A 19,391-nucleotide genomic window follows, 5' to 3' on the forward strand; every position below is an offset into this window, starting at 1 on the left:
CAGATGCGAAAGTGCTGTCCGCTACAATATTGGGATGAACCAGATCAACACTCAGCTCTTTTCGGCAACGTTGGACGAGGAAGTCGACTTTGCGCGCCGCTTCGGCGGCATCGCACGCCTGTACGGTGAGCGTGCGCTGGAACGTTTCCGCGCGGCGCACGTCTGCGTGATCGGCGTCGGCGGCGTCGGCTCGTGGGTGGTCGAGGCGCTGGCGCGCAGCGCGGTCGGCCACCTGACCCTGATCGACCTCGACAATGTGGCCGAGTCGAACATCAACCGCCAGATCCAGGCGCTGTCGTCGACCGTCGGCATGGCCAAGATCGAGGCGCTCAAGCAACGCATCGCCCAGATCAATCCGTTCTGCCAGGTCACGCTGGTCGAGGATTTTATCGACGTCGAGAACATCCCGGCAATGATCGCCGACAAGAATTTCGATTACGTGGTCGACGCCATCGACAGCGTGAAACCGAAGGCGGCCCTGATCGCCTGGTGCAGCGCCAACAAGATGCCGCTGGTGGTGGTGGGCGGCGCGGGCGGCCAGATCGATCCGACCAAGGTCGAGATCCGCGACCTGGCCCGCACCGAGCAAGAACCGCTGCTCAAGAAAGTGCGCAAGATCCTGCGCGCGCAATACGGCTTTTCGCGCGGCGAAAAGCAGAAATACCATATCGACGCCGTGTTCTCGATGGAACCGCTGCGCTATCCCGATGCTGGCGATGCCTGCGCGGTCGATCCGAACAGCATCACGGGCCTGAACTGCGCCGGTTTCGGTTCGAGCATGGTCGTCACCGCGACCTTCGGCATGGTGACGGCCGGACAGGTGCTGCGCCGCCTGGCTGAGGCAGCCAATGCAGAGGCGGCCCTGGAGGCCAGTGCTGTACCGGCAGTGCAAACTGTGCAAGCTGAAGCGGCCTTGTTATCATAAGATTGTTGCAACCGTCCGGTTGCCTATTCTTGGAAGAGCACTCATGATTCGTCGATCCGCATTCATTGCACTGCTGCTGGCCGCCGCGAGCGTCCAGGCGCAGGAAGGCGCGCAGGACGCCAGCAAGCCGACCACCCAGCCGCCGCCGGACGTGCAGCAGTCGAGCACGCCGCCGGTCGCGCCGCCTGACAACCAGGTTCCGGCGCCGGTGGCCGAGGCCCCGGCGCCCCAGGTCGAGATCGTCGACCGCGTGGTCGGCACCGGCAAGGAAGCGACGCTGGGCAGCAATGTCGTGGTCAACTACTCCGGCTGGTTCCACAAGCCGCTGGCCCGGCAGCAGCGCGGCCGCAAGTTCGACTCCTCGCTCGAGCCAGGCCGCGAGCCGCTCGAGTTCCAGCTCGGCGCGGGCCGCGTCATCAAGGGCTGGGAGCAGGGCGTGGCCGGCATGAAGGTCGGCGGCAAGCGCACCCTGATCATCCCGAGCGCGCTTGCCTACGGCAAGCGCGGCGCGGGCGGCGGCGTGATCCCGCCCGATTCCGACCTGATCTTCGACGTGGAACTGCTGGACGTCCGATAACGTCAAAATTTGTTCGACAACGGGAGGCGGCATGAGAATCGCGAACGATGTCACTGAACTGATTGGCAATACCCCGCTGGTGCGCATCCGCAAGCTGGCGATGGAGAGCAAGGCCGACCTGGTCGGCAAGCTCGAATTCCACAATCCCGCGCACAGCGTCAAGGACCGCATCGGCCTGGCCATGATCGAGGCCGCCGAGGCGGCCGGCCTCATCACCCCCGACACCACGGTCGTCGAGCCCACCAGCGGCAATACCGGCATCGCGCTGGCGATGGTGTGCGCGGCGCGCGGCTACCGCTGCAAGCTGGTGATGCCCGAGACCATGAGCAACGAGCGGCGCATGCTGTTGCGCGCCTACGGCGCCGAGCTGGTGCTCACGCCCGGCAGCGAAGGCATGCTGGGCGCCATCCGGCGCGCCGAAGAGATCGTCGCGAACGATCCGCGCGCTTTCATGCCGCAGCAATTCAACAATCCCGCCAACCCCGAGGTGCACCGCCGCACCACGGCCGAGGAAATCTGGCGCGACACCGACGGCAAGATCGACATCCTGGTGGCGGGCGTCGGCACCGGCGGCACCATCACCGGCGTCAGCGAGTCTATCCGCCCGCGCCGCCTAGGCTTCCAGGCGATCGCCGTGGAACCCGAGGCGTCGCCGATGCTGTCGAAGGGAAGCAAGGGCCCGCACCCGATCCAGGGCATCGGGGCCGGCTTCGTGCCGCAGGTCCTGAATACCGCGTCCTACGACGAAGTCATTTGCGTGAAGAACGAGGATGCCTTCGAGACGGCGCGCGCCGCGGCGCGCGAGGAGGGGCTGCTGGTCGGCATCTCGTCGGGCGCGGCGCTGTGGGCCGCGATCCAGGTAGCGCGCCGGCCGGAGAACGCAGGCAAGCTGATCGTCGTCATCATCCCCTCGTTCGGCGAGCGTTACCTCAGCACGGCACTGTACGCCAACCTGGCAGGCTGAACCTCGTCAGTGCGCGTGGCCCTGCAAGGTGCAGTGGTGATGGATCGTCCCCTGTTCCACCTGCAGCGTGGAGTGGTGGATCGCATACTTTTCGCGCAACGTGTGTTCGATGGCGTCGAGCGTCGCGTCGCCCGGGTAGCCGCCCGGGATCACCAGGTGGGCGGTGAGCGCGGTCTCGGTCGTGCTCATGGCCCAGATATGCAGGTCATGGACTTCGGTCACGCCGGGCTGGCCGGCCAGGAAGGCCTGCACCTTGCCCGCGTCGACGTTCGGCGGCACGGCCGCCATCGACAGCTGCACCGACTCGCGCAGCAGCGACCAGGTGCCGATCACGATCACCACCACGATCCCCAGGCTCACGATCGGATCGATCCAGGTCCAGCCCGAATACATGATCGCCAGGCCCGAGATGACCACGCCCAGCGACAGCGCGGCGTCGGCCGCCATGTGCAGGTAGGCGCCGCGGATGTTCAGGTCGCCCTTGCTGCCGGCTAAAAACAACCAGGCCGAGAAGCCGTTGATGACGACGCCAATGGCGGCCACGATCGAGACCGTGGCGCCGGCCACCGGCGCCGGCTCGGCGATGCGCTGCACCGCCTCCCAGGCGATGGCGCCGCAGGCCACCATCAGCAGCAGGCCGTTGCCCAGCGCCGCCAGGATCGACGAGCCGCGCAGGCCATAGGTGTAGCGGCCCTTGGGCGCGCTCTTGGCCAGCAGGGCGGCGCCCCAGGCCAGCATCAGGCCCAGCACGTCGGACAGGTTGTGGCCGGCGTCGGCCATCAGCGCGGTGGAGTGGGCGATGAAGCCGTAGGTGAACTCGACGATGACGAAGGCCAGGTTCAGGCCGATCGCCAGTGCGAAGGCGCGGCCATGGCCATCGGGCGAGGGCATGTGGTGGTGGTGGTGTCCGAAGCCATGGGAATGGCCGTGATCGTGGTCGTGATGATCGTGTCCGTGCTGGTGGTCGTGTGCGTGGTTCATGCGTCCATTCCGTTGGCGGGTTCGGCGATGTGTTCGAACATGGTGGAGAGCAGGCTGCTGATGTGGGCGTCGGCAGCCGAATAAAAGACCTGCTTGCCCTGGCGCTCGGCCTTGACGATGCGGGCCGCGCGCAGCAGGCGCAGGTGGTGGCTGACCAGCGAGCTGGACAGCATCAGGCCGGCCGCGATATCGCCCACCGCCGTCGGCTGGGCCAGGCAAGCCAGCACGATGCGCAGCCGGGTCGGGTCGCCCAGCAGGTGGAACAGGTCGGCCAGCTGGCCGATCGCTTCCTCGGGCGGTGGGGCGATCGGTTGGGCAGGCGGGTGTGCGGTCGTCAAGTTTGGCTCTAACATGTGAATAGATGTTCATATGTTAGGCGAAAACAACCGCGCCGGGCAAGCGCGGTGTTGTTCAGCGTCGTTTCGTGTCCAGCGGCTGGCCGTCGTCGTCGCGCTCTTCAGGCTGTCCCAGCCCGAGCTTCTGCAACTGCGGCAGGATCTTGCGCCGCTCGCCCACCGCCACCACGATCATCCGGTCCGGATCGAGATACTCCCGCGCGACTCTGCGCACGTCTTCCACGCCGACCTGCGCCAGCTCCCGCGCCAGGCGATCGTAGTAATCCGGCGCCAGGCCATACACGAACAACTCGGTCAGGCTGGCGCCGATGTCGGCATTGGTCTCGAACTGGCCCGGCAGCGACAATAGCTGGGCATTGCGCGCCGCGTCGAGTTCGGCCTGCGACAAGGGCTGTTCGCGCATGGCCGCGATCTCGCGCAGGATCTCGCGCACCGATTCTCCGGTGGCGTCCTGCTGTACGCTGGCCTCGACCGAGAACGGCGCCGGAGTGCGGTCGTAGTCGAAGTGCGAGTAGATGCCGTAGGTATAGCCTTTGGTTTCGCGCAGGTTGTTGTTGAGCCGGCTCGAGAACATGCCGCCCAGCGCGCCGTTCATCACTTGCAGGGCCGGGAAGTCGGGCGTGTCGCGACTCGGGCCCATGCAGGCCACCTGCAGCGCCGTTTGACCGGCGTCCGGCTGGTCGACCAGCACCAGGCGCGCCGCCGTGGGACGGGTCTCGGCCGGCTTCACCTCGGGTGCGTCGGCGGCCGGCCAGGCGCCGAATTGCGCCACGGCCAGCGCTTCCAGCTCGGCGCGCGTGATGTCGCCGGTGACCACCAGCGCCGCATTAGAGGGCACGTAGTGGCGCTGCCAGAAGCCGGCGATGTCCGCACGGGTAGTGGCGCGGATCGCGTCTTCGAGCCCCAGCTGGCCATAGGCCTTCGGATGCCCGCTGCCGAACAGGGCGCCCGCCGCGGCGAGGGCTGCCACTGTTTCAGGGTCGTCGCGCTGCTGCGTCAGGGAACCCAGGCGGTCCTGCCGCTGGCGCTCGATCTCGGCCGCCGGGAAGGCCGGATGCTGGACGATGTCGGCCACCACCTCGAGTGCGCGCGCAAAGGTCGCGCGCAGCGCCAGCAGCGACACGGTCGAGACGTCGTCGCTGCTGCCGGTGTCCATGAAGGCGCCCAGTTGCGCGATCTCGTCCGCGATCTGCGGCGCGCTGCGCGTGGCCGTGCCTTCTTCCAGCATCTGGGCCGTGAAGCCGGCCAGGCCGGGCAGCTTGACCGGATTGGCCGCGCCGCCGCTTTTCACCACCAGCTGGCTCGAGACCAGCGGCAGCGCCGGATTGTGGTGGTGGATCACAGTCAAACCGTTCTTGAGCTTGAAGCTCTCTCCGCGCGGCAGCGTCACCTTTGGCGTCGGGCCGGCCACGGGCGGCGTCGCACGCCACGGTTCGGCCTCGTTGAGCGCAGCTTGGGCGGGCTGCGGCGCGGTCTTGACCGGCTTGGACGCGCGCGGATCGTCGACCTTCGGCTTGCCGGGCACGCCGGTCACCACGGCGCGCGCCTCCGGCTTGAGCCAGGTCTGCACCGCGCGCTGCACGGCCGCCGCGTCGATGCTGCGCAGGCGCGCCAGGTCCCTGGCCAGGTAGCCCGGGTCGCCCGTGTACAGGTTGTAGTGGTTGAGCTGCTCGGCCAGGCCGTCGCCGCCGAGCTTTTCGAGCGACGCCAGCAGGGCCGTCTCCAGGCTGTTGCGGGCGCGTTCGACTTCCCGTTCGGTCGGGCCGTCCTTGCGCAGCCGTTCCAGCTCGGCGTCGATCGCCGCTTCCAGTTCCTGCGGCGTGTGGCCGGCGCGCGCGGTGACGTCGACCACGAAGGTCGAGCTCAAGGCCAGCGAGGTCTGGGTGCTCGACACGTCTTGCGCGATCTGGCGTTCGTACACCAGCGATTTGTACAGGCGGCTCGATTTGCCGCCGCCGAGGATGGTGGCGGCCACCGCCAGCTCGGCGTCGCCCGGCTGGTAGGCGGCTGGCGTCAGCCAGCCCATGAACACGCGCGGCAGCTCGACCCGGTCGCGCACCACGACGCGGCGCTCGGCCGTGATCGAAGGCGTGACCACCGTGGGACGCACGACGTCCGGCCCGCGCCGCAGGCTGCCGAAATAGCGCTGCACCAGTTCGCGCGTCTTGCCCTTGTCGATGTCGCCGGCGATCACCAGGCTGGCGTTGTTGGGGCCATAGTAGTCGGTGAAGAATGCGCGCACGTCTTCCAGCCGCGCGCCCTGGATGTCGGCGTGCGAGCCGATGATCGAGGCCGCATACGGGTGGCCCTTGGGGAACAGCGTCTGCAGCAGCGCTTCCTCGACGAGGCCATACGGCTCGCCCTCGACGGTCTGGCGGCGCTCGTTGCGCACCACGTCCTGCTGGTTGCTCAAGGCCTGCTGGTCGAGCACGTCCAGCAGGTAGCCCATGCGGTCGGCATGCACCCACAGCGCCAGCTCGAGCTGGTTGCTCGGCACCGTGTCGTAGTAGCTGGTGCTGTCGAAGCCGGTGCCGCCATTGCTGTCGGTCGCGCCGGCGCCTTCGAGCAGGCGGTCGGCCTCGCCGCGCGGGATGTGGCGGGTGGCGGCGAACATCATGTGCTCGAACAGGTGGGCGAAGCCGGTCAAGCCGGGCGCCTCGTTGGCCGGGCCCACGTGGTACCACAGGTTGACGGCCACGATCGGCAGGCGCTTGTCCTCGACCAGGATCAGCTGCAGGCCGTTGGGCAGCACGGTTTTTTCGAAGGCGATCGACGGGACCGGCGCCGAGGCGGTCGCAGGGGGCTGGTCCGGGACCTGGCCCGGCGCGCTAGCCGGAGCGGCGGCCAGCATCACCGGGACCATCAGGGTGGAAATGTTCAAATACTCTCCGTAATTCAATGACAACTGCCGATGCCGCGGTCGAGCGTCGCGCCGGCCGGCACCCGCTCGGGTTCGGCGGCCAGGAATTGCCACTCATAGCCGTCCGCCAGCAGCCGCAAACGCAGCACGCCGTCGAAGCTGGCTTCGCGCACCTCGCTATTATCCCGGATACGCAGGAAAGGCGTGGCGTAGGCGCCGCCGGTGCCGACCACGAACTGGCGCAGGCCGCGCGCGCGGTCCGGCCGCCCCCGGGCATCCTGGGGCGCGAAGCGCTCGTAGTCGTGGTCGTGGCCGGACAGCACCAGCTCGGCCCCGGCCCGGTGCAGGATGTCCCAGGCATCGATCATCCGGCCCGGGCCGCGGTGGCCGCCGGAACTGAAGGAAGGATGGTGCCAGAATGCCAGCGTACAAGAGGCGGTGCTGTTTTCCAGCTCGGCGCGCAGCCACGCCAGCTGGGCCGCGTGCCGTTCGCCTTTCAGGTTGCTGTTGAGCGAAACGAGCAGCCACGAACCCAAGCGCAGGCTGTAATAGCCATTGCCGTCGACTCCGCGCGCGCGCATGCCGAAGTAGTCGAAATAGGGCAGGGCGTCTTTGGTGTTGTACTCGTGGTTGCCCGGCGTCGGCCAGGTGCGCTCGCGAAAGCGGCCCCAGGTCGGGGCGTAGCAGTCGGCGAATTCGCGCGCCGTGCCATTCGGATAAGTGTGGTCGCCCAGGGGCAGCACCACGGCCCTGGGGTCGGCGCGCAGCGCCCATTCGACCAGGGTCGCGGTGGCGGCGGCGCCCGACCAGCGCGGGTCGGGATGCTTGCAGCGCGCGATGTCGCCGGCCGCATAGACCGTATGCGCCGTGGATGAAGCGTGGGCCGGCGCTGCATGGGGCGCTGCATGGGACAGCCCAAGCGCTGCGCAGGCCAGCGACAGCAGGATGGCGCCCGCGGCCGGGCGGCGCAGCGCCATCGCCGGTCTTACTCGACGAAGCGCAGGATGCCGCGCAGCGCGTGGGCGATGGCCTGCTCGCGCACCGCCTCGCGGTCGCCGGGGAATACCAGGCGCTCGGTATGGACATGGTCGCCGCGCGCCCAGCCGAAGCACACGGTGCCGATCGGCTTGCCGGGCACGGCGCCGGTCGGGCCGGCGATGCCGGTGGTCGAGACGCCGATGTCGGCATTGCTGTTGGCCACGGCGCCCGCGGCCATGGCGGCGGCCACCTCTTCGCTGACCGCGCCGAACTGGGCGATCACGGCGTCGGGCACGTCCAGCATCTCGTTCTTGGCGGTGTTCGAATAGGTCACGAAGCCGCAGTCGAACCAGTCGCCCGAGCCGGGGATGGCGGTGAGCGTGTAGGCGATGCCGCCGCCGGTGCAGGATTCGGCGGCGGCCAGCATCAGGTTTTTGGGGCCGAGGGCGTCGCTGACTTTCTGGGCAAGATCGATGAGTTCGTTCGTCACGTGCGTCTCCTTTGCAAGCCGCCGGCCGGGCGAGTGCCACGTCGGGAAACCGGTCGGACTTGCTTCATTCTAGCGCGCGGCGCGAGCGCACGGTGAGCAAACGGCAGGCCAAAGTTTCAAAAATTGCTACCCAAACCGCGAGCGAACGTTTACAGTGCCAGCCGCATTCTCATCCTGGCCCGGCTTGATAAATGTTTCGTGCGACACACAGCACAAGCGTGCTGCTATGCTGGGATGACCGATTTCTCGTCTTTGTTAGAACTTTTACATGCCGCGCATGCGTTCCCGTGAGCGGTCCGTGGAGGAAGCATGAGCCGCCAGCGCTCTATCCGCAAGAAGCTGGTGGCGGTGGTGATGACGACCACGTTCGTCGCGCTGCTGGTCTCGATCGCCATCGTGATCGGCTATGACTTGCGCAGTTACCACCGCGCCCTGGTCAACGACCTCTCGACCCAGGCCGAACTGGTCGGCCACATGACGTCCGCCGCGCTGAGCTTCGACGATCCGCGCCTGGCCAACGAGAACCTGGCGCTGCTGCGCACCAGCCCCCTGGTGCGCGCCGCCGCCATCTACGATTTCCAGGGCAAGCTGTTCGCTTCCTACGCCGCCGCCGGCGAGCCACGCGATATTCCCCAACGCCTGGACGCGGCGAGCCTGCCCGGCGAAAACAGCGCGGAACTGGTGGTGCGCCAGCCCATCGTCGAGAATGGCGACACGGTCGGCACCGTCGTGCTGCGCGCCGAGAACCGCCTGCTGGCGCGCACCATCGACTATCTCGCGATCGCGGCCGGGGTGACCCTGCTGGCGATGGCGATCGCCTACCTGCTTATGTGGCGCCTGGGCCGCGGCATCACCGAGCCGATCATGGCGATCAGCGAAATCGCACGCGAGGTGGTGGCCACGCGTGACTATTCGCGCCGCGCGCCGCGCATCGGCGACGACGAGGCGGCCGAGCTGGCCGACTCCTTCAACGCCATGCTGACCGAGATCGAGGGCCGCACCCGCGAGCTGGAAGACACGCACAGCACCATCCTGCGCGAAGCCCAGCAGCGCACGCGCGCCCAGCAGGAAGTGATGCGCCTGAACGAGCAGCTGGAACAAAGAGTCGATGAGCGTACCCTGCAGCTGGCGCTGGCCAACGCCGAACTGGCCAACGCCAACGAGGAGGCGAAGAGCGCCAACCAGGCCAAGTCGGCCTTCCTGTCCTCGATGAGCCACGAGCTGCGCACCCCGCTCAACGCGATCCTCGGCTTCGCCCAGATCCTCACCTCCGACACGCTGCCCTCGACCCTGGAGCAGAAGAAGGAATTCGCGAACCACATCCTCAAGTCGGGCCGCCACCTGCTCACCCTGATCAACGAGATCCTCGACCTGGCCAAGGTCGAATCGGGCACCATCACGCTGTCGATGGAACCGGTGGCCCTGGCCGACATCCTGCTCGAAGTGCGCACCATGATCGAGCCGATCGCCGCCACCCGCAAGGTGCGCGCCCTGTTTCCGGCGGTGGACGGCGCGGTGGTGATGGCCGACCGCACGCGCCTGAAACAGGTGCTGCTCAACCTGTTGTCGAACGCGGTCAAGTACAACCGCGAAGAGGGCGCGGTCGTCGTCTCCTGCGAGCAGTCGGGGCCGGAGCGCCTGCGCCTGTCGGTGCAGGACACCGGCCACGGCCTGAATCCGGAGCAGCTGGCCAACCTGTTCCAGCCCTTCAACCGCCTGGGACAGGAAGCCGGCGCCCAGGAAGGCACCGGCATCGGCCTGGTGGTGACCAAGCGCCTGGTGGAACTGATGGGCGGCGAGATCGGCGTCACCAGCAGCCCGGGCGTGGGCAGCGTGTTCTCGATCGAACTGGGCAGCACCGCGCCGCTGGCGTCGGCGCTGCCCGAGCGCGGCCCGGAGGCGCAGGCGGCGCCGAGCGCCCCGCCCGCCGAAGGCGAGCCGCACCTGGTGCTGTACGTCGAGGACAACCCGGCCAACCTGCGGCTGGTGGAGGAAATCGTCGCCTTCCGGCGCGACCTGAGCCTGCTGTCGGCCCCCGACGGCCACCTCGGCCTGGCGCTGGCCAAGGCGCACCGCCCGGACGCCATCCTGATGGACCTGAACCTGCCGGGGATGAGCGGCTTCGAGGTGCTGCGCCAGTTGCGCGCCGATCCCGAGACCACCTGGATCCCCGTGATCGCGCTGACAGCCAACGCCATGCCGCGCGACATCGAGCGCGGCATGGCGGCGGGCTTCCACCGCTATCTCACCAAGCCGATCGACATCGACAAATTCACCGAAGCGATCAACAGTACGCTGGCGCAGCAGCCCGGGACGGGCCAGCCAGGCGAAAGGAAGGCCAGATGATTTCCCTGTCCGACATCCGGCGCGCGCGCATCCTCGTCGTCGACGACGAGCCGGTGAACGTGCAGCTGCTCGAATACCTTCTCAAGACCACCGGCTACGAGAACGTCAGCTCCACCTACGATCCGCGCCAGGTGGTGGCGCTGCACCTCAAGCACCGCTTCGACCTGATCATCCTCGACCTGCACATGCCGGGCATGGACGGCTTCGAGGTGATGGAAGCCCTGAAGCCGCTGGAAAGCGATTCCTGGCTGCCGGTGCTGGTGGTGACGGCCGAGCCGGACAAGAAACTGGCGGCGCTCGAAGCCGGCGCGCGCGACTTCATCGGCAAGCCCATCGACACGGTCGAGGTGATGACGCGCATCCGCAACCTGCTCGAGGTGCGGCTGCTGCACCGCGAATCGATCGACTACGGCAGCCAGCTGGAGCGCCAGGTGCGCGAGCGCACCGCCGAACTGGCGCGCTTTCGCGGCGCGATGGACGCCACGCCCGACGCCCTGTTCCTGATCGACACCGCCAGCATGGCGATGGTCGACGTGTCGGAAGGCGCCTGCCGCATGCTGGGTTTTTCGCGCGACGCGCTGCTGCGCATCGACCCGGTGGCGCTGGGCCTGGCCACGCGCACCCAGCTCGAACGCCTGCTGGGCGGCGGCCCCGCCCACGATGGCGAGTCCGAGTCCGAGGCCGACATCGTCGAGACCGAGCTGCTGCGCGCCGGCGGCGAAGGCTCGGTGGCGGTCGAGATCAGCTGGAAGCTGCAGGAACAGGACGTCGGGTACGCCGCGCAGCGCATGCTGATCGCGGTGGCGCGCGACATCAGCGAGCGCCTGCAGGCCCAGGAAAACCTGCGCCATGCGGCCAGCTACGACGCCCTGACCGGCCTGCCGAACCGCACCCTGTTCTTCGAAAACCTGCGCGACACCATCGAGCTGGCCCAGGACAAGAACTGGCGCGTGGCGGTCCTGTGCATCACGCTCGACCGCTTCAAGGTGATCAACGACACGCTCGGCACGCGCGGCGGCGACGAGCTGCTGCGCCAGTTCAGCACGCGCCTGGTGCGCTGCGTGAAGGTGCGCGATTCGGTCGGCCGCCTGGGCGGCGACGAGTTCGCGCTGATCCTCACCATGCCGCGCGAGCAGCAGGACGCGGTGAACATGGCCAACGACGTGCGCGATTCCCTGCGCCTACCGTTCGACCTGCACGGCCAGCCGGCCGCGCTGACGGCCAGCATCGGCATCGCCATGTACCCGGACGACACGACCGACCCGGGCGCGCTGGTCAAGTACGCCGATACCGCCATGGTGCGCGCCAAGGAGGCCGGCCGCGACGGCTACCGCTTCTTCACCGCCGGCATGAACGTGCAGGTGCTGGCGCGCCTGGACCTCGAGCTGGCCCTGCGCGGCGCGCTCGAAGATTCCCAGTTCGTGCTGCACTTCCAGCCCAAGATGGAATTGAACACCGGCCGCATCGCCGGCACCGAGGCCTTGCTGCGCTGGCACCGCCCCGGCTACGGCCTGGTGTATCCGGCCGAATTCGTGCCGGTGATGGAAGAGACGGGCCTGGTGGTGCGGGTCGGCGACTGGATCATCGACGAAGCCTGCCGCCAGATCGCGGCCTGGAACGCGGCCGGCGTGCGCGACGTGCGGGTGGCGGTGAACGTGTCGAGCCGCCAGTTCGTCGAGGGCGACCTGGAGGGCGTGATCAGGGACGCGCTGGCGCGCCACGACGTCGAACCGGGGCTGCTGGAGCTGGAGCTGACCGAGAGCGCGCTGATGCAGAACGCCGAGCGCACCACCGAGGTGCTCACGCGCCTGAAGGCGCTCGGGATCCGCATCGCGATCGACGATTTCGGCACCGGCTATTCGAGCCTGGCCTACCTGAAGCGCTTCCCGATCGACAAGCTCAAGATCGACATCGCGTTCGTGCGCGACATCGTCAACAATCCGGACGACGCCGCCATCGCGCTGGCCATCATCAGCATGGCGCACAGCCTGCACATGCAGGTGATCGCCGAGGGCGTCGAGACGCGCGCCCAGATGGCCTACCTGCGGCGCCACCGCTGCGACCAGATCCAGGGCTTTTATTTCTCGCGCGCGCTGCCGGCCGACCAGCTGGCCGAGATGGTGCTGTCCAACCGCGCCAAGCCCGAAGAAAAGCAGACCGCCGACGACAAGGTGCAGACCCTGCTCGTCGTCGACGACGACCCGAACGTGCTCACCGCGCTGCACCGCCTGTTCCGGCGCGACGGCTACCGCGTGCTGACCGCGTCGTCGCCGGCCGAGGGCTTCGAATTGCTGGCGCTGTACCGCGTGCACGTGATCCTGTGCGACCAGCGCATGCCGGTGATGAGCGGCACCGAATTCCTCAGCAAGGTCAAGGAGATGTATCCCGAGACCATCCGCATCATTCTGTCGGGCTATACCGGAGTGGACTCGGTGCTCGATTCGATCAACCGCGGCGCGATCTACCGCTTCTACACCAAGCCGTGGGACGACCAGCAGCTGCGCGACAATGTCCGGCTCGCGTTCCGGCACTACTGGATGACGTACGGGCCGTATGACGATCGCAAGACGCCGCGCGAGGAGGACCAGCGCGGCGAGGCGGCGGCCTAGGGTCTGGCTTGTTACTTGTTGGCAGTAGCAGCGGTTTTCAAATTAACCCGTACGCAGCGCAGTGCGCAAGGCCGGTCTGTCTGAATTCGATTGGTACATCTGCTGCATCTGCTGCAGTTGGACCCGGGTTGGCGCGAAACGATTGATCGATCTCGACCGCGCCGTGGATGAAGCGCGGCCCGAGCGGCGTGACCACGGGATGCGATTCCAGCGCCATGCGCTAGCCGGCCCTGAGGCGCCGCGGGCGGAAGTGCAAGAGCAGCGCCGAGACCAGGAAGTAGAAAGCGCCGAAGCCCGCGTAGCCGGCCACGGTGGCGACCGTCGGCTCGGCCGGCATGCGCGCCTGTCCGATGAATACGGCCCCGGCAAGCGCCGACTGTGCGCCGCTCAGGACCATCGCCCACTGGGCGCCATGGGTTTTCCAGCGCCGTACTCCGGTGCCCAGTTGCAGCAGGCCGGACAGGATGGCCCAGGCGCCGAACACGGCCAGCACGCGGTGCATGTCGGGCAGGGCGACGGCCAGCGCCAGCGCCACGACCAGGCTTGCGACGACGTTCAGCAACTGGGTGCGGTTCGCCGCCAGTCCGCCGCTGCGGCGAGCGTCGACCAGGTTGGCGAAGGCATCCCAGGCGGGATAGGCGACCAGCAGCACCGCGCCGGCGAGCGTCGAATGCTGGGCGACGCCCAGCACCGCAAGCACCCAGGCGCTGGAAAAGACGGCGCGCACGAAGTAGTAGCGTTTGAGCCAGCCTTCATGGGTGCCGCCGGCAAGGTTGGTGTCGTGGTTCATGATGTCCTCCATTTATTTACCTACTAGTTGGTAGGCTGTTGGGTTAAAAAAAGCCGGTCTGCCGGACCGGAATCGTTTTCAAGCCGGCGCCTGGACGCGCGCCAGCTGGGCGGCCGTAATGGCGCCGAACACCTTCGCATCGCCGTAGGCACGTGCCGACAGCATGGCGCCGTGCACGGTGGCCATGAAGACCTCGGCTTCGACCTCGGGCGGCTGCATCAGCCGGATCGTGCCTTGCTGGACGCCCCGTTCCAGCACCGATGCCATCCAGCCCGACAGGAAGCGGAAGTAGCCGCGCACCTCGACCGCCACCTCGGCCGGCAGGATCGGCAGTTCGCCGGCCAGCAGGGCGCACACGCAGAACGGCGCGCTCAGGTCGGCGATGCACTTTTCCCAGTAGTCGATGTAGGCGCGCAGCATCCCCAGCGGATCGGGAATCGCCTGCTGCAGGCGCTCGATTCCCTCGGCCGTGGCCTGGCGGTGCTGCACCACGATGGTCTTGACCAGGTCGAGCTTGTTCGGGAAGTGGTGGTGGATGCTGGCCTTGCGGATGCCGACCACGTCGGCGATGTCCGCATAGCTGAATCCGTTGTAGCCACCGGCCACGATCAGGGCGCGCGCGCAGGTCAGGATGTCTTCCGAGGTATTGGACAGCTTCTTCATGCTGGAATCCTACCTTCTGGTAGGGAGGTAAGTCAAGCGAAGTGTCAATCCGGCGTGCGCGCCATCGCACTGAGATATTCAGCTGCCGCTGAAGTGATCCCAGCCCGTCAGGCCCAGGTCGAGCGGCACGCCGTGCGCGTCGACCAGGCGCAGGCCGGGCGCGGTCTCGATCGTGCCGACCCGGGTGACCGGCGTGGCGGCCAGCGCCGCGGCTTCCAGCACCGCCGCGCGTCGTGCAACGGGGGCCGTGAAGCACAGTTCGTAATCGTCGCCGCCGGCCGCCGTGAAGCGGCGCCGCAGTGCGTGGTCTTGGCGCGCCAGCGCCGGGCCGGCCGGCAACGCGTCGACGTCGAGCGTGGCGCCGACGCTTGACGCCGCCAGGATGTGCCCGAGGTCGCCGACCAGGCCATCCGAGATGTCGAGTGCGGCGTGGGCAATCGGCGCCGCCGCCAGGCCCAGGCCCAGGGCCACGCGTGGTGTCGGCATGTGCAGCCTCGGCGCCGCCTGCGCATGCGCCTCCGGGGAGAGTTCGACTTCTTTCCAATAGCCGGCCAGCGCCAGGCGCGCATCGCCCAGCGTGCCCGAGATCCAGATATCGTCGCCCGGCCGCGCCGCGCCGCGCCGCAGCGCATGGCCGGGCGCCAGTTCCCCGAACACGGTGATGCAGATATTCAGCGGCCCCTTGGTGGTGTCGCCGCCGATCAGTTCGCAGTCATGCTCGTCGGCCAGCGCGAACAGGCCGCGCGAGAAACCGTCGAGCCATGCCTCGTCGGCCCGCGGCAGCGCCAGAGCTAAAGTAAATGCGATGGGTCGCGCACCCATCGCGGCCAGGTCCGACAGGTTCACGGCCAGGGCCTTGTGGCCCAGCATGAAGGGATCGGCGCCGGCGAAGAAATGGCGGTCTTCGACCAGCATGTCGGACGAGATCGCGATCTGGCGGCCGGGAGTCGGGGCGAGCAGGGCGCAGTCGTCGCCGATGCCCAGCGCGACATCAGGGCGGCCGGGGCGCTCGCGGTGAAAAAAGTGCTTGATGAGGTCGAATTCGGAAAGCATGGCGGCGATTGTACCGCCCCCCGTTGGCCTGCCGGGAATTGCTGCAACCGCACATAAGTGTGGTGAAAATACGTAGCCATTGACAACATGCTGTCTGATAGAATCGAAAGTCCCGTTTTGCTTCAGGAAGGCTGCCCAGCATGGATTCGTCATCTGACAAAAAAGAAGAATTACGTCAGCAACTGCGTCAAGCAGCGCTCGAGTATCACCAGTTCCCCCGTCCCGGCAAGATCAGCGTGGCGCCCACCAAGGGCCTGCTGAACCAGCGCGACCTGGCGCTGGCCTATTCGCCGGGCGTGGCCGCCCCTTGCGAGGAAATCGTCAAGGATCCGGCCGCCGCCTACAAGTACACCGCGCGCGGCAACCTGGTCGCCGTGATCTCCAACGGCACCGCCGTGCTGGGCCTGGGCAATATCGGTCCGCTGGCGTCGAAGCCGGTCATGGAAGGCAAAGGCGTGCTGTTCAAGAAGTTCGCCGCGATCGACGTGTTCGACATCGAGATCAATGAGACCGATCCCGACAAGCTGGTCGACATCATCGCCGCGCTCGAGCCGACTTTTGGCGGCGTGAACCTGGAAGACATCAAGGCGCCCGAGTGCTTCTACATCGAGCGCAAGCTGCGCGAGCGGATGAAGATCCCGGTCTTCCACGACGACCAGCACGGCACCGCGATCATCGTCGGCTCCGCCATCCTGAACGGCCTGAAAGTCGTCGGCAAGAGCATCAAGGAATGCAAGCTGGTGGTCTCGGGCGCCGGCGCGGCCGCGCTGGCCTGCCTCGACCTGATCGTCGACCTGGGCTTCCCGATCGAGAACATCTTCGTCACCGACCTGGCCGGTGTCGTCTATCAAGGTCGCGTCGAGCTGATGGACCCGGACAAGGAACGCTTTGCGCAAGACACGCCGCACCGTTCGCTGGCCGACGTCATTCCCGGCGCCGACATCTTCCTGGGCCTGTCCGCCGGCGGCGTGCTCAAGCAGGACATGGTGGCCAAGATGGCCCCGAACCCGCTGATCCTGGCGCTGGCCAATCCGAATCCGGAAATCCTGCCGGAAGACGTCAAGGCGGTGCGCGGCGACGCCATCATCGCTACCGGCCGTTCGGACTATCCGAACCAGGTCAACAACGTCCTGTGCTTCCCCTATATGTTCCGCGGCGCACTGGACTGCGGCGCGACCACCATCACGCGCGAGATGGAAATCGCGGTGGTGCACGCGATCGCCGACCTGGCCCATGCCGAGCAGTCGGACATCGTGGCCTCGGCCTACGGCATTTCGAACCTGTCCTTCGGTCCGGAATACCTGATCCCGATGCCGTTCGACCCGCGCCTGCTGACCCATATCGCGCCGGCCGTGGCCAAGGCCGCGATGGATGGCGGCGTCGCCAGCCGTCCGATCGAGGACCTGGCGGCCTACGCCGAACACCTGCAGCAGTTCGTGTACCGCAGCGGCACCTTCATGAAGCCGCTGTTCCAGGTCGCCAAGGATGCCCCGGCCGAACTGAAACGCATCGTCTACGCCGAGGGCGAGGACGAGCGCGTGCTGCGCGCGGTGCAGGTGGTGGTCGACGAAAAGCTGGCGCGCCCGATCCTGGTCGGCCGTCCGGCGGTGCTGGAGCAGCGCATCGAGAAGTTCGGCCTGCGCCTCAAGCTGGGCGTGCACTTCGACGTCATCAATCCCGACTTCGACGAGCGCTACCGCGACTACTGGACGACCTACCACCAGATGGTGATGCGCAAGGGCGTGACCCAGGACCTGGCCAAGCTGGCCATGCGCCGCCGCCACACCCTGATCGGCGCCATGATGATCCACAAGGGCGAAGCCGACGGCATGATCTGCGGCACCTACGGCACCACCCAGATGCACCTGGACTTCATCGACCAGGTGCTGGGCAAGCGCGCCGGCGCCAACGTCTATGCGGCGATGAACTTCATCATCACGCCGGAACGCCAGCTGGCCATGGTCGACACCCACGTCAACGAGAACCCGAACGCCGAGCAGCTGGCCGAGATCACTATCATGGCGGCCGAAGAGCTGGAGCGCTTCGGCATCAGCCCGCGCGCGGCCCTGCTGTCGCACTCGAACTTCGGCAGCGCCAACACGGAGTCGGCGCAGAAGATGCGCGCCGCCCTGGCCCTGGTGCAGCAGAAGAAGCCGGAACTGGAAGTCGACGGCGAGATGCACGGCGACGCCGCGCTCGACGCCAAGAACCGCGCCAAGATCATGCCGGAATCGACCCTGAAGGGCGACGCCAACCTGCTGGTGCTGCCGAACATCGATGCCGCCAATATCTCGTACAACCTGCTCAAGACGGCGGCCGGCAACGGCATCGCGATCGGCCCGGTCCTGCTCGGCTGCGCGCGTCCGGTCCACATCCTGACCCCGTCGGCGACGGTGCGCCGGATCGTCAATATGACGGCGCTGGCCGTGGTGGACGCTGTGTCCCAGCGATAATCATTCAGCCGGTTTGTACTTGACGCCTGCCTCGCGCGCCTTGCGCCGGGGCAGGCGTTTTTGTGTGCACCTGTCTCCAGCTGTCGCCGTTTGTCGTTTTGCAAAGACACTGGTAACAAACCGTAAGCGACGGTCGCAGCGCGTCATTTTCGGGTCATAATGTTCAGATAAGTGTTGATTTAATTGCACACATTTCTGTTGTGCAATTAGGCAAACCGACCTCCTCTGTTACAATCCTTGCTTTCGCCGGGCTCGTCAGGTAGTACGTGGCGCCCGCAAGACCACTTCATATCCATCCAAGAACATGCAAAACAAACGAGCCCTCATCACCGGTATCACCGGCCAGGATGGCGCCTATTTGGCCCAGTTGCTTCTGGAAAAAGGCTATCACGTCACCGGCACCTACCGTCGTTCGAGCTCGGTCAATTTCTGGCGCATCGATGAGCTCGGCATCACCTCGCATCCGAACCTGTCGCTGGTCGAATACGACCTGACCGACCTGGCCTCGAGCCTGCGCCTGATCGAAACGGCGCAGCCGGGCGAGGTGTACAACCTGGCGGCGCAGAGCTTCGTCGGCGTGTCCTTCGACCAGCCGGTGACCACCGCCTCGATCACCGGCCTGGGCGCCGTCAACCTGCTCGAAGCGATCCGCATCGTCAATCCGAAGATCCGCTTCTACCAGGCGTCGACCTCGGAAATGTTCGGCAAGGTGCAGGCCATTCCCCAAAAAGAAGATACGCCGTTCTACCCGCGCAGCCCGTATGGCGTGGCCAAGCTGTACGCGCACTGGATGACCATCAATTACCGCGAGTCGTACGACATCTTCGGTTCCTCGGGCATCCTGTTCAATCACGAGTCGCCGCTGCGCGGCCGTGAGTTCGTGACCCGCAAAATCACCGATTCGGTGGCCAAGATCGTGCAGGGCAAGCTGGAGCTGCTGGAGCTGGGCAATATGGACGCCAAGCGCGACTGGGGCTTCGCCAAGGAATATGTCGAAGGCATGTGGCGCATGCTGCAGGCCGACAAGCCCGATACCTATGTGCTGGCGACCAACCGCACCGAGACCGTGCGCGACTTCGTCACCATGGCCTTCAAGGCGGCCAATGTCACGCTCGACTGGAGCGGTTCGGGCGAGCAAGAGGTCGCCCACTGCAACCAGAGCGGCAAGAAACTGGTGGGCGTCTCGCCCAAGTTCTACCGTCCGGCCGAAGTCGACCTCTTGATCGGCGACCCCGAGAAAGCCAAGCGCGAGCTGGGCTGGGAGCCGAAGACCACGCTCGAAGAGCTGTGCCAGATGATGGTCGACGCCGACCTGCGTCGCAACGAACAGGGCTTCTCGTTCTGAT

General features: G+C 66.9%; 16 protein-coding genes. 7 read left to right on the forward strand and 9 right to left on the reverse strand.

Features of this window, described 5'->3' with window-relative positions:
• The first annotated feature begins 34 nt into the window (after window positions 1-34).
• Genes tcdA through cysK form a run of 3 tightly spaced genes read left to right on the forward strand, consistent with a single transcriptional unit; the run spans window position 35 to window position 2,466 of the window.
• Window positions 35-925 (forward strand): tRNA cyclic N6-threonylcarbamoyladenosine(37) synthase TcdA, encoded by an 891-nt coding sequence (tcdA, locus tag HMPREF9710_RS06645; RefSeq protein ID WP_005665027.1) that lies wholly within the window; start codon window positions 35-37, stop codon window positions 923-925.
• Between the two features lie 43 nt (window positions 926-968).
• Complete coding sequence (locus HMPREF9710_RS06650) at window positions 969-1,502, forward strand: FKBP-type peptidyl-prolyl cis-trans isomerase (protein WP_005665028.1); 534 nt, start codon at window positions 969-971, stop codon at window positions 1,500-1,502.
• 31 nt (window positions 1,503-1,533) lie between these two features.
• The gene (gene cysK, locus HMPREF9710_RS06655) at window positions 1,534-2,466 is read left to right on the forward strand and encodes a cysteine synthase A (RefSeq protein ID WP_005665029.1); all 933 of its coding nucleotides are present in this window, start codon (window positions 1,534-1,536) and stop codon (window positions 2,464-2,466) included.
• Between the two features lie 6 nt (window positions 2,467-2,472).
• On the opposite strand, the gene HMPREF9710_RS06660 is transcribed toward cysK, so the two are convergent.
• From HMPREF9710_RS06660 to HMPREF9710_RS06680, 5 genes are read right to left on the reverse strand one after another with little or no spacing between them, the layout of a single operon-like run.
• Window positions 2,473-3,447 (reverse strand): cation diffusion facilitator family transporter, encoded by a 975-nt coding sequence (locus HMPREF9710_RS06660; protein WP_005665030.1) that lies wholly within the window; start codon window positions 3,445-3,447, stop codon window positions 2,473-2,475.
• The gene (locus HMPREF9710_RS06665) at window positions 3,444-3,800 is read right to left on the reverse strand and encodes an ArsR/SmtB family transcription factor (protein ID WP_005665031.1); all 357 of its coding nucleotides are present in this window, start codon (window positions 3,798-3,800) and stop codon (window positions 3,444-3,446) included. Before HMPREF9710_RS06665 ends, HMPREF9710_RS06660 begins: the two co-directional genes overlap by 4 nt.
• 58 nt (window positions 3,801-3,858) lie before the next feature.
• A complete protein-coding gene (locus HMPREF9710_RS06670) occupies window positions 3,859-6,684 on the reverse strand; it encodes a M16 family metallopeptidase (protein ID WP_005665032.1) in 2,826 nt (941 codons plus the stop codon).
• Between the two features lie 14 nt (window positions 6,685-6,698).
• Complete coding sequence (locus tag HMPREF9710_RS06675; protein WP_005665034.1) at window positions 6,699-7,640, reverse strand: metallophosphoesterase family protein; 942 nt, start codon at window positions 7,638-7,640, stop codon at window positions 6,699-6,701.
• A gap of 8 nt (window positions 7,641-7,648) precedes the next feature.
• Window positions 7,649-8,131 carry a CinA family protein gene (locus HMPREF9710_RS06680; protein WP_005665036.1) on the reverse strand — a complete coding sequence of 161 codons (483 nt, stop codon included), beginning with the start codon at window positions 8,129-8,131 and terminating at the stop codon, window positions 7,649-7,651.
• A gap of 309 nt (window positions 8,132-8,440) precedes the next feature.
• Here HMPREF9710_RS06680 and HMPREF9710_RS06685 point away from each other — a divergent pair, with 309 nt between their 5' ends.
• Entirely contained in the window at window positions 8,441-10,477 is a 2,037-nt protein-coding gene (locus HMPREF9710_RS06685; RefSeq protein WP_005665038.1) for a sensor histidine kinase, YfiR-like protein-associated, read from the forward strand.
• A complete protein-coding gene (locus tag HMPREF9710_RS06690; RefSeq protein ID WP_005665041.1) occupies window positions 10,474-13,086 on the forward strand; it encodes an EAL domain-containing protein in 2,613 nt (870 codons plus the stop codon). Before HMPREF9710_RS06685 ends, HMPREF9710_RS06690 begins: the two co-directional genes overlap by 4 nt.
• A gap of 37 nt (window positions 13,087-13,123) precedes the next feature.
• Here the strand turns inward: HMPREF9710_RS06690 and HMPREF9710_RS27740 are convergent, their stop codons facing one another.
• The 4 genes from HMPREF9710_RS27740 to thiL form a co-directional block, all read right to left on the reverse strand.
• Window positions 13,124-13,303 carry a hypothetical protein gene (locus tag HMPREF9710_RS27740; RefSeq protein WP_157225442.1) on the reverse strand — a complete coding sequence of 60 codons (180 nt, stop codon included), beginning with the start codon at window positions 13,301-13,303 and terminating at the stop codon, window positions 13,124-13,126.
• A gap of 3 nt (window positions 13,304-13,306) precedes the next feature.
• A complete protein-coding gene (locus HMPREF9710_RS06695) occupies window positions 13,307-13,876 on the reverse strand; it encodes a hypothetical protein (protein ID WP_005665044.1) in 570 nt (189 codons plus the stop codon).
• Between the two features lie 78 nt (window positions 13,877-13,954).
• The gene (locus HMPREF9710_RS06700) at window positions 13,955-14,539 is read right to left on the reverse strand and encodes a TetR/AcrR family transcriptional regulator (RefSeq protein ID WP_005665046.1); all 585 of its coding nucleotides are present in this window, start codon (window positions 14,537-14,539) and stop codon (window positions 13,955-13,957) included.
• A gap of 78 nt (window positions 14,540-14,617) precedes the next feature.
• Complete coding sequence (thiL, locus tag HMPREF9710_RS06705) at window positions 14,618-15,592, reverse strand: thiamine-phosphate kinase (protein ID WP_005665049.1); 975 nt, start codon at window positions 15,590-15,592, stop codon at window positions 14,618-14,620.
• Window positions 15,593-15,732: 140 nt separating this feature from the next.
• On the opposite strand from thiL, the gene HMPREF9710_RS06710 reads away from it, so the two are divergent.
• Window positions 15,733-18,045, forward strand: coding sequence for an NADP-dependent malic enzyme (locus HMPREF9710_RS06710; protein ID WP_005665052.1), 2,313 nt, complete (start codon window positions 15,733-15,735; stop codon window positions 18,043-18,045).
• 304 nt (window positions 18,046-18,349) lie between these two features.
• On the forward strand, window positions 18,350-19,390 hold the full coding sequence (gmd, locus tag HMPREF9710_RS06715; RefSeq protein WP_005665054.1) for a GDP-mannose 4,6-dehydratase: 1,041 nt from the start codon (window positions 18,350-18,352) through the stop codon (window positions 19,388-19,390).
• Window position 19,391: the final 1 nt, after the last annotated feature.

This window comes from Massilia timonae CCUG 45783, from assembly GCF_000315425.1.
Taxonomy (GTDB): Bacteria; Pseudomonadota; Gammaproteobacteria; order Burkholderiales; family Burkholderiaceae_D; genus Telluria; species Telluria timonae.

What these genes read in the sequence shown, in the direction of transcription:
- tcdA (WP_005665027.1), top strand. Translation starts at nt 35, where the DNA reads ATGAACCAGATCAACACTCAGCTCTTTTCGGCAACGTTGGACGAGGAA.
- HMPREF9710_RS06650 (WP_005665028.1), top strand. Translation starts at nt 969, where the DNA reads ATGATTCGTCGATCCGCATTCATTGCACTGCTGCTGGCCGCCGCGAGC.
- cysK (WP_005665029.1), top strand. Translation starts at nt 1,534, where the DNA reads ATGAGAATCGCGAACGATGTCACTGAACTGATTGGCAATACCCCGCTG.
- HMPREF9710_RS06660 (WP_005665030.1), bottom strand. Translation starts at nt 3,447, where the DNA reads ATGAACCACGCACACGACCACCAGCACGGACACGATCATCACGACCAC.
- HMPREF9710_RS06665 (WP_005665031.1), bottom strand. Translation starts at nt 3,800, where the DNA reads ATGTTAGAGCCAAACTTGACGACCGCACACCCGCCTGCCCAACCGATC.
- HMPREF9710_RS06675 (WP_005665034.1), bottom strand. Translation starts at nt 7,640, where the DNA reads ATGGCGCTGCGCCGCCCGGCCGCGGGCGCCATCCTGCTGTCGCTGGCC.
- HMPREF9710_RS06685 (WP_005665038.1), top strand. Translation starts at nt 8,441, where the DNA reads ATGAGCCGCCAGCGCTCTATCCGCAAGAAGCTGGTGGCGGTGGTGATG.
- HMPREF9710_RS06690 (WP_005665041.1), top strand. Translation starts at nt 10,474, where the DNA reads ATGATTTCCCTGTCCGACATCCGGCGCGCGCGCATCCTCGTCGTCGAC.
- HMPREF9710_RS27740 (WP_157225442.1), bottom strand. Translation starts at nt 13,303, where the DNA reads ATGGCGCTGGAATCGCATCCCGTGGTCACGCCGCTCGGGCCGCGCTTC.
- HMPREF9710_RS06695 (WP_005665044.1), bottom strand. Translation starts at nt 13,876, where the DNA reads ATGAACCACGACACCAACCTTGCCGGCGGCACCCATGAAGGCTGGCTC.
- HMPREF9710_RS06700 (WP_005665046.1), bottom strand. Translation starts at nt 14,539, where the DNA reads ATGAAGAAGCTGTCCAATACCTCGGAAGACATCCTGACCTGCGCGCGC.
- thiL (WP_005665049.1), bottom strand. Translation starts at nt 15,592, where the DNA reads ATGCTTTCCGAATTCGACCTCATCAAGCACTTTTTTCACCGCGAGCGC.
- HMPREF9710_RS06710 (WP_005665052.1), top strand. Translation starts at nt 15,733, where the DNA reads ATGGATTCGTCATCTGACAAAAAAGAAGAATTACGTCAGCAACTGCGT.
- gmd (WP_005665054.1), top strand. Translation starts at nt 18,350, where the DNA reads ATGCAAAACAAACGAGCCCTCATCACCGGTATCACCGGCCAGGATGGC.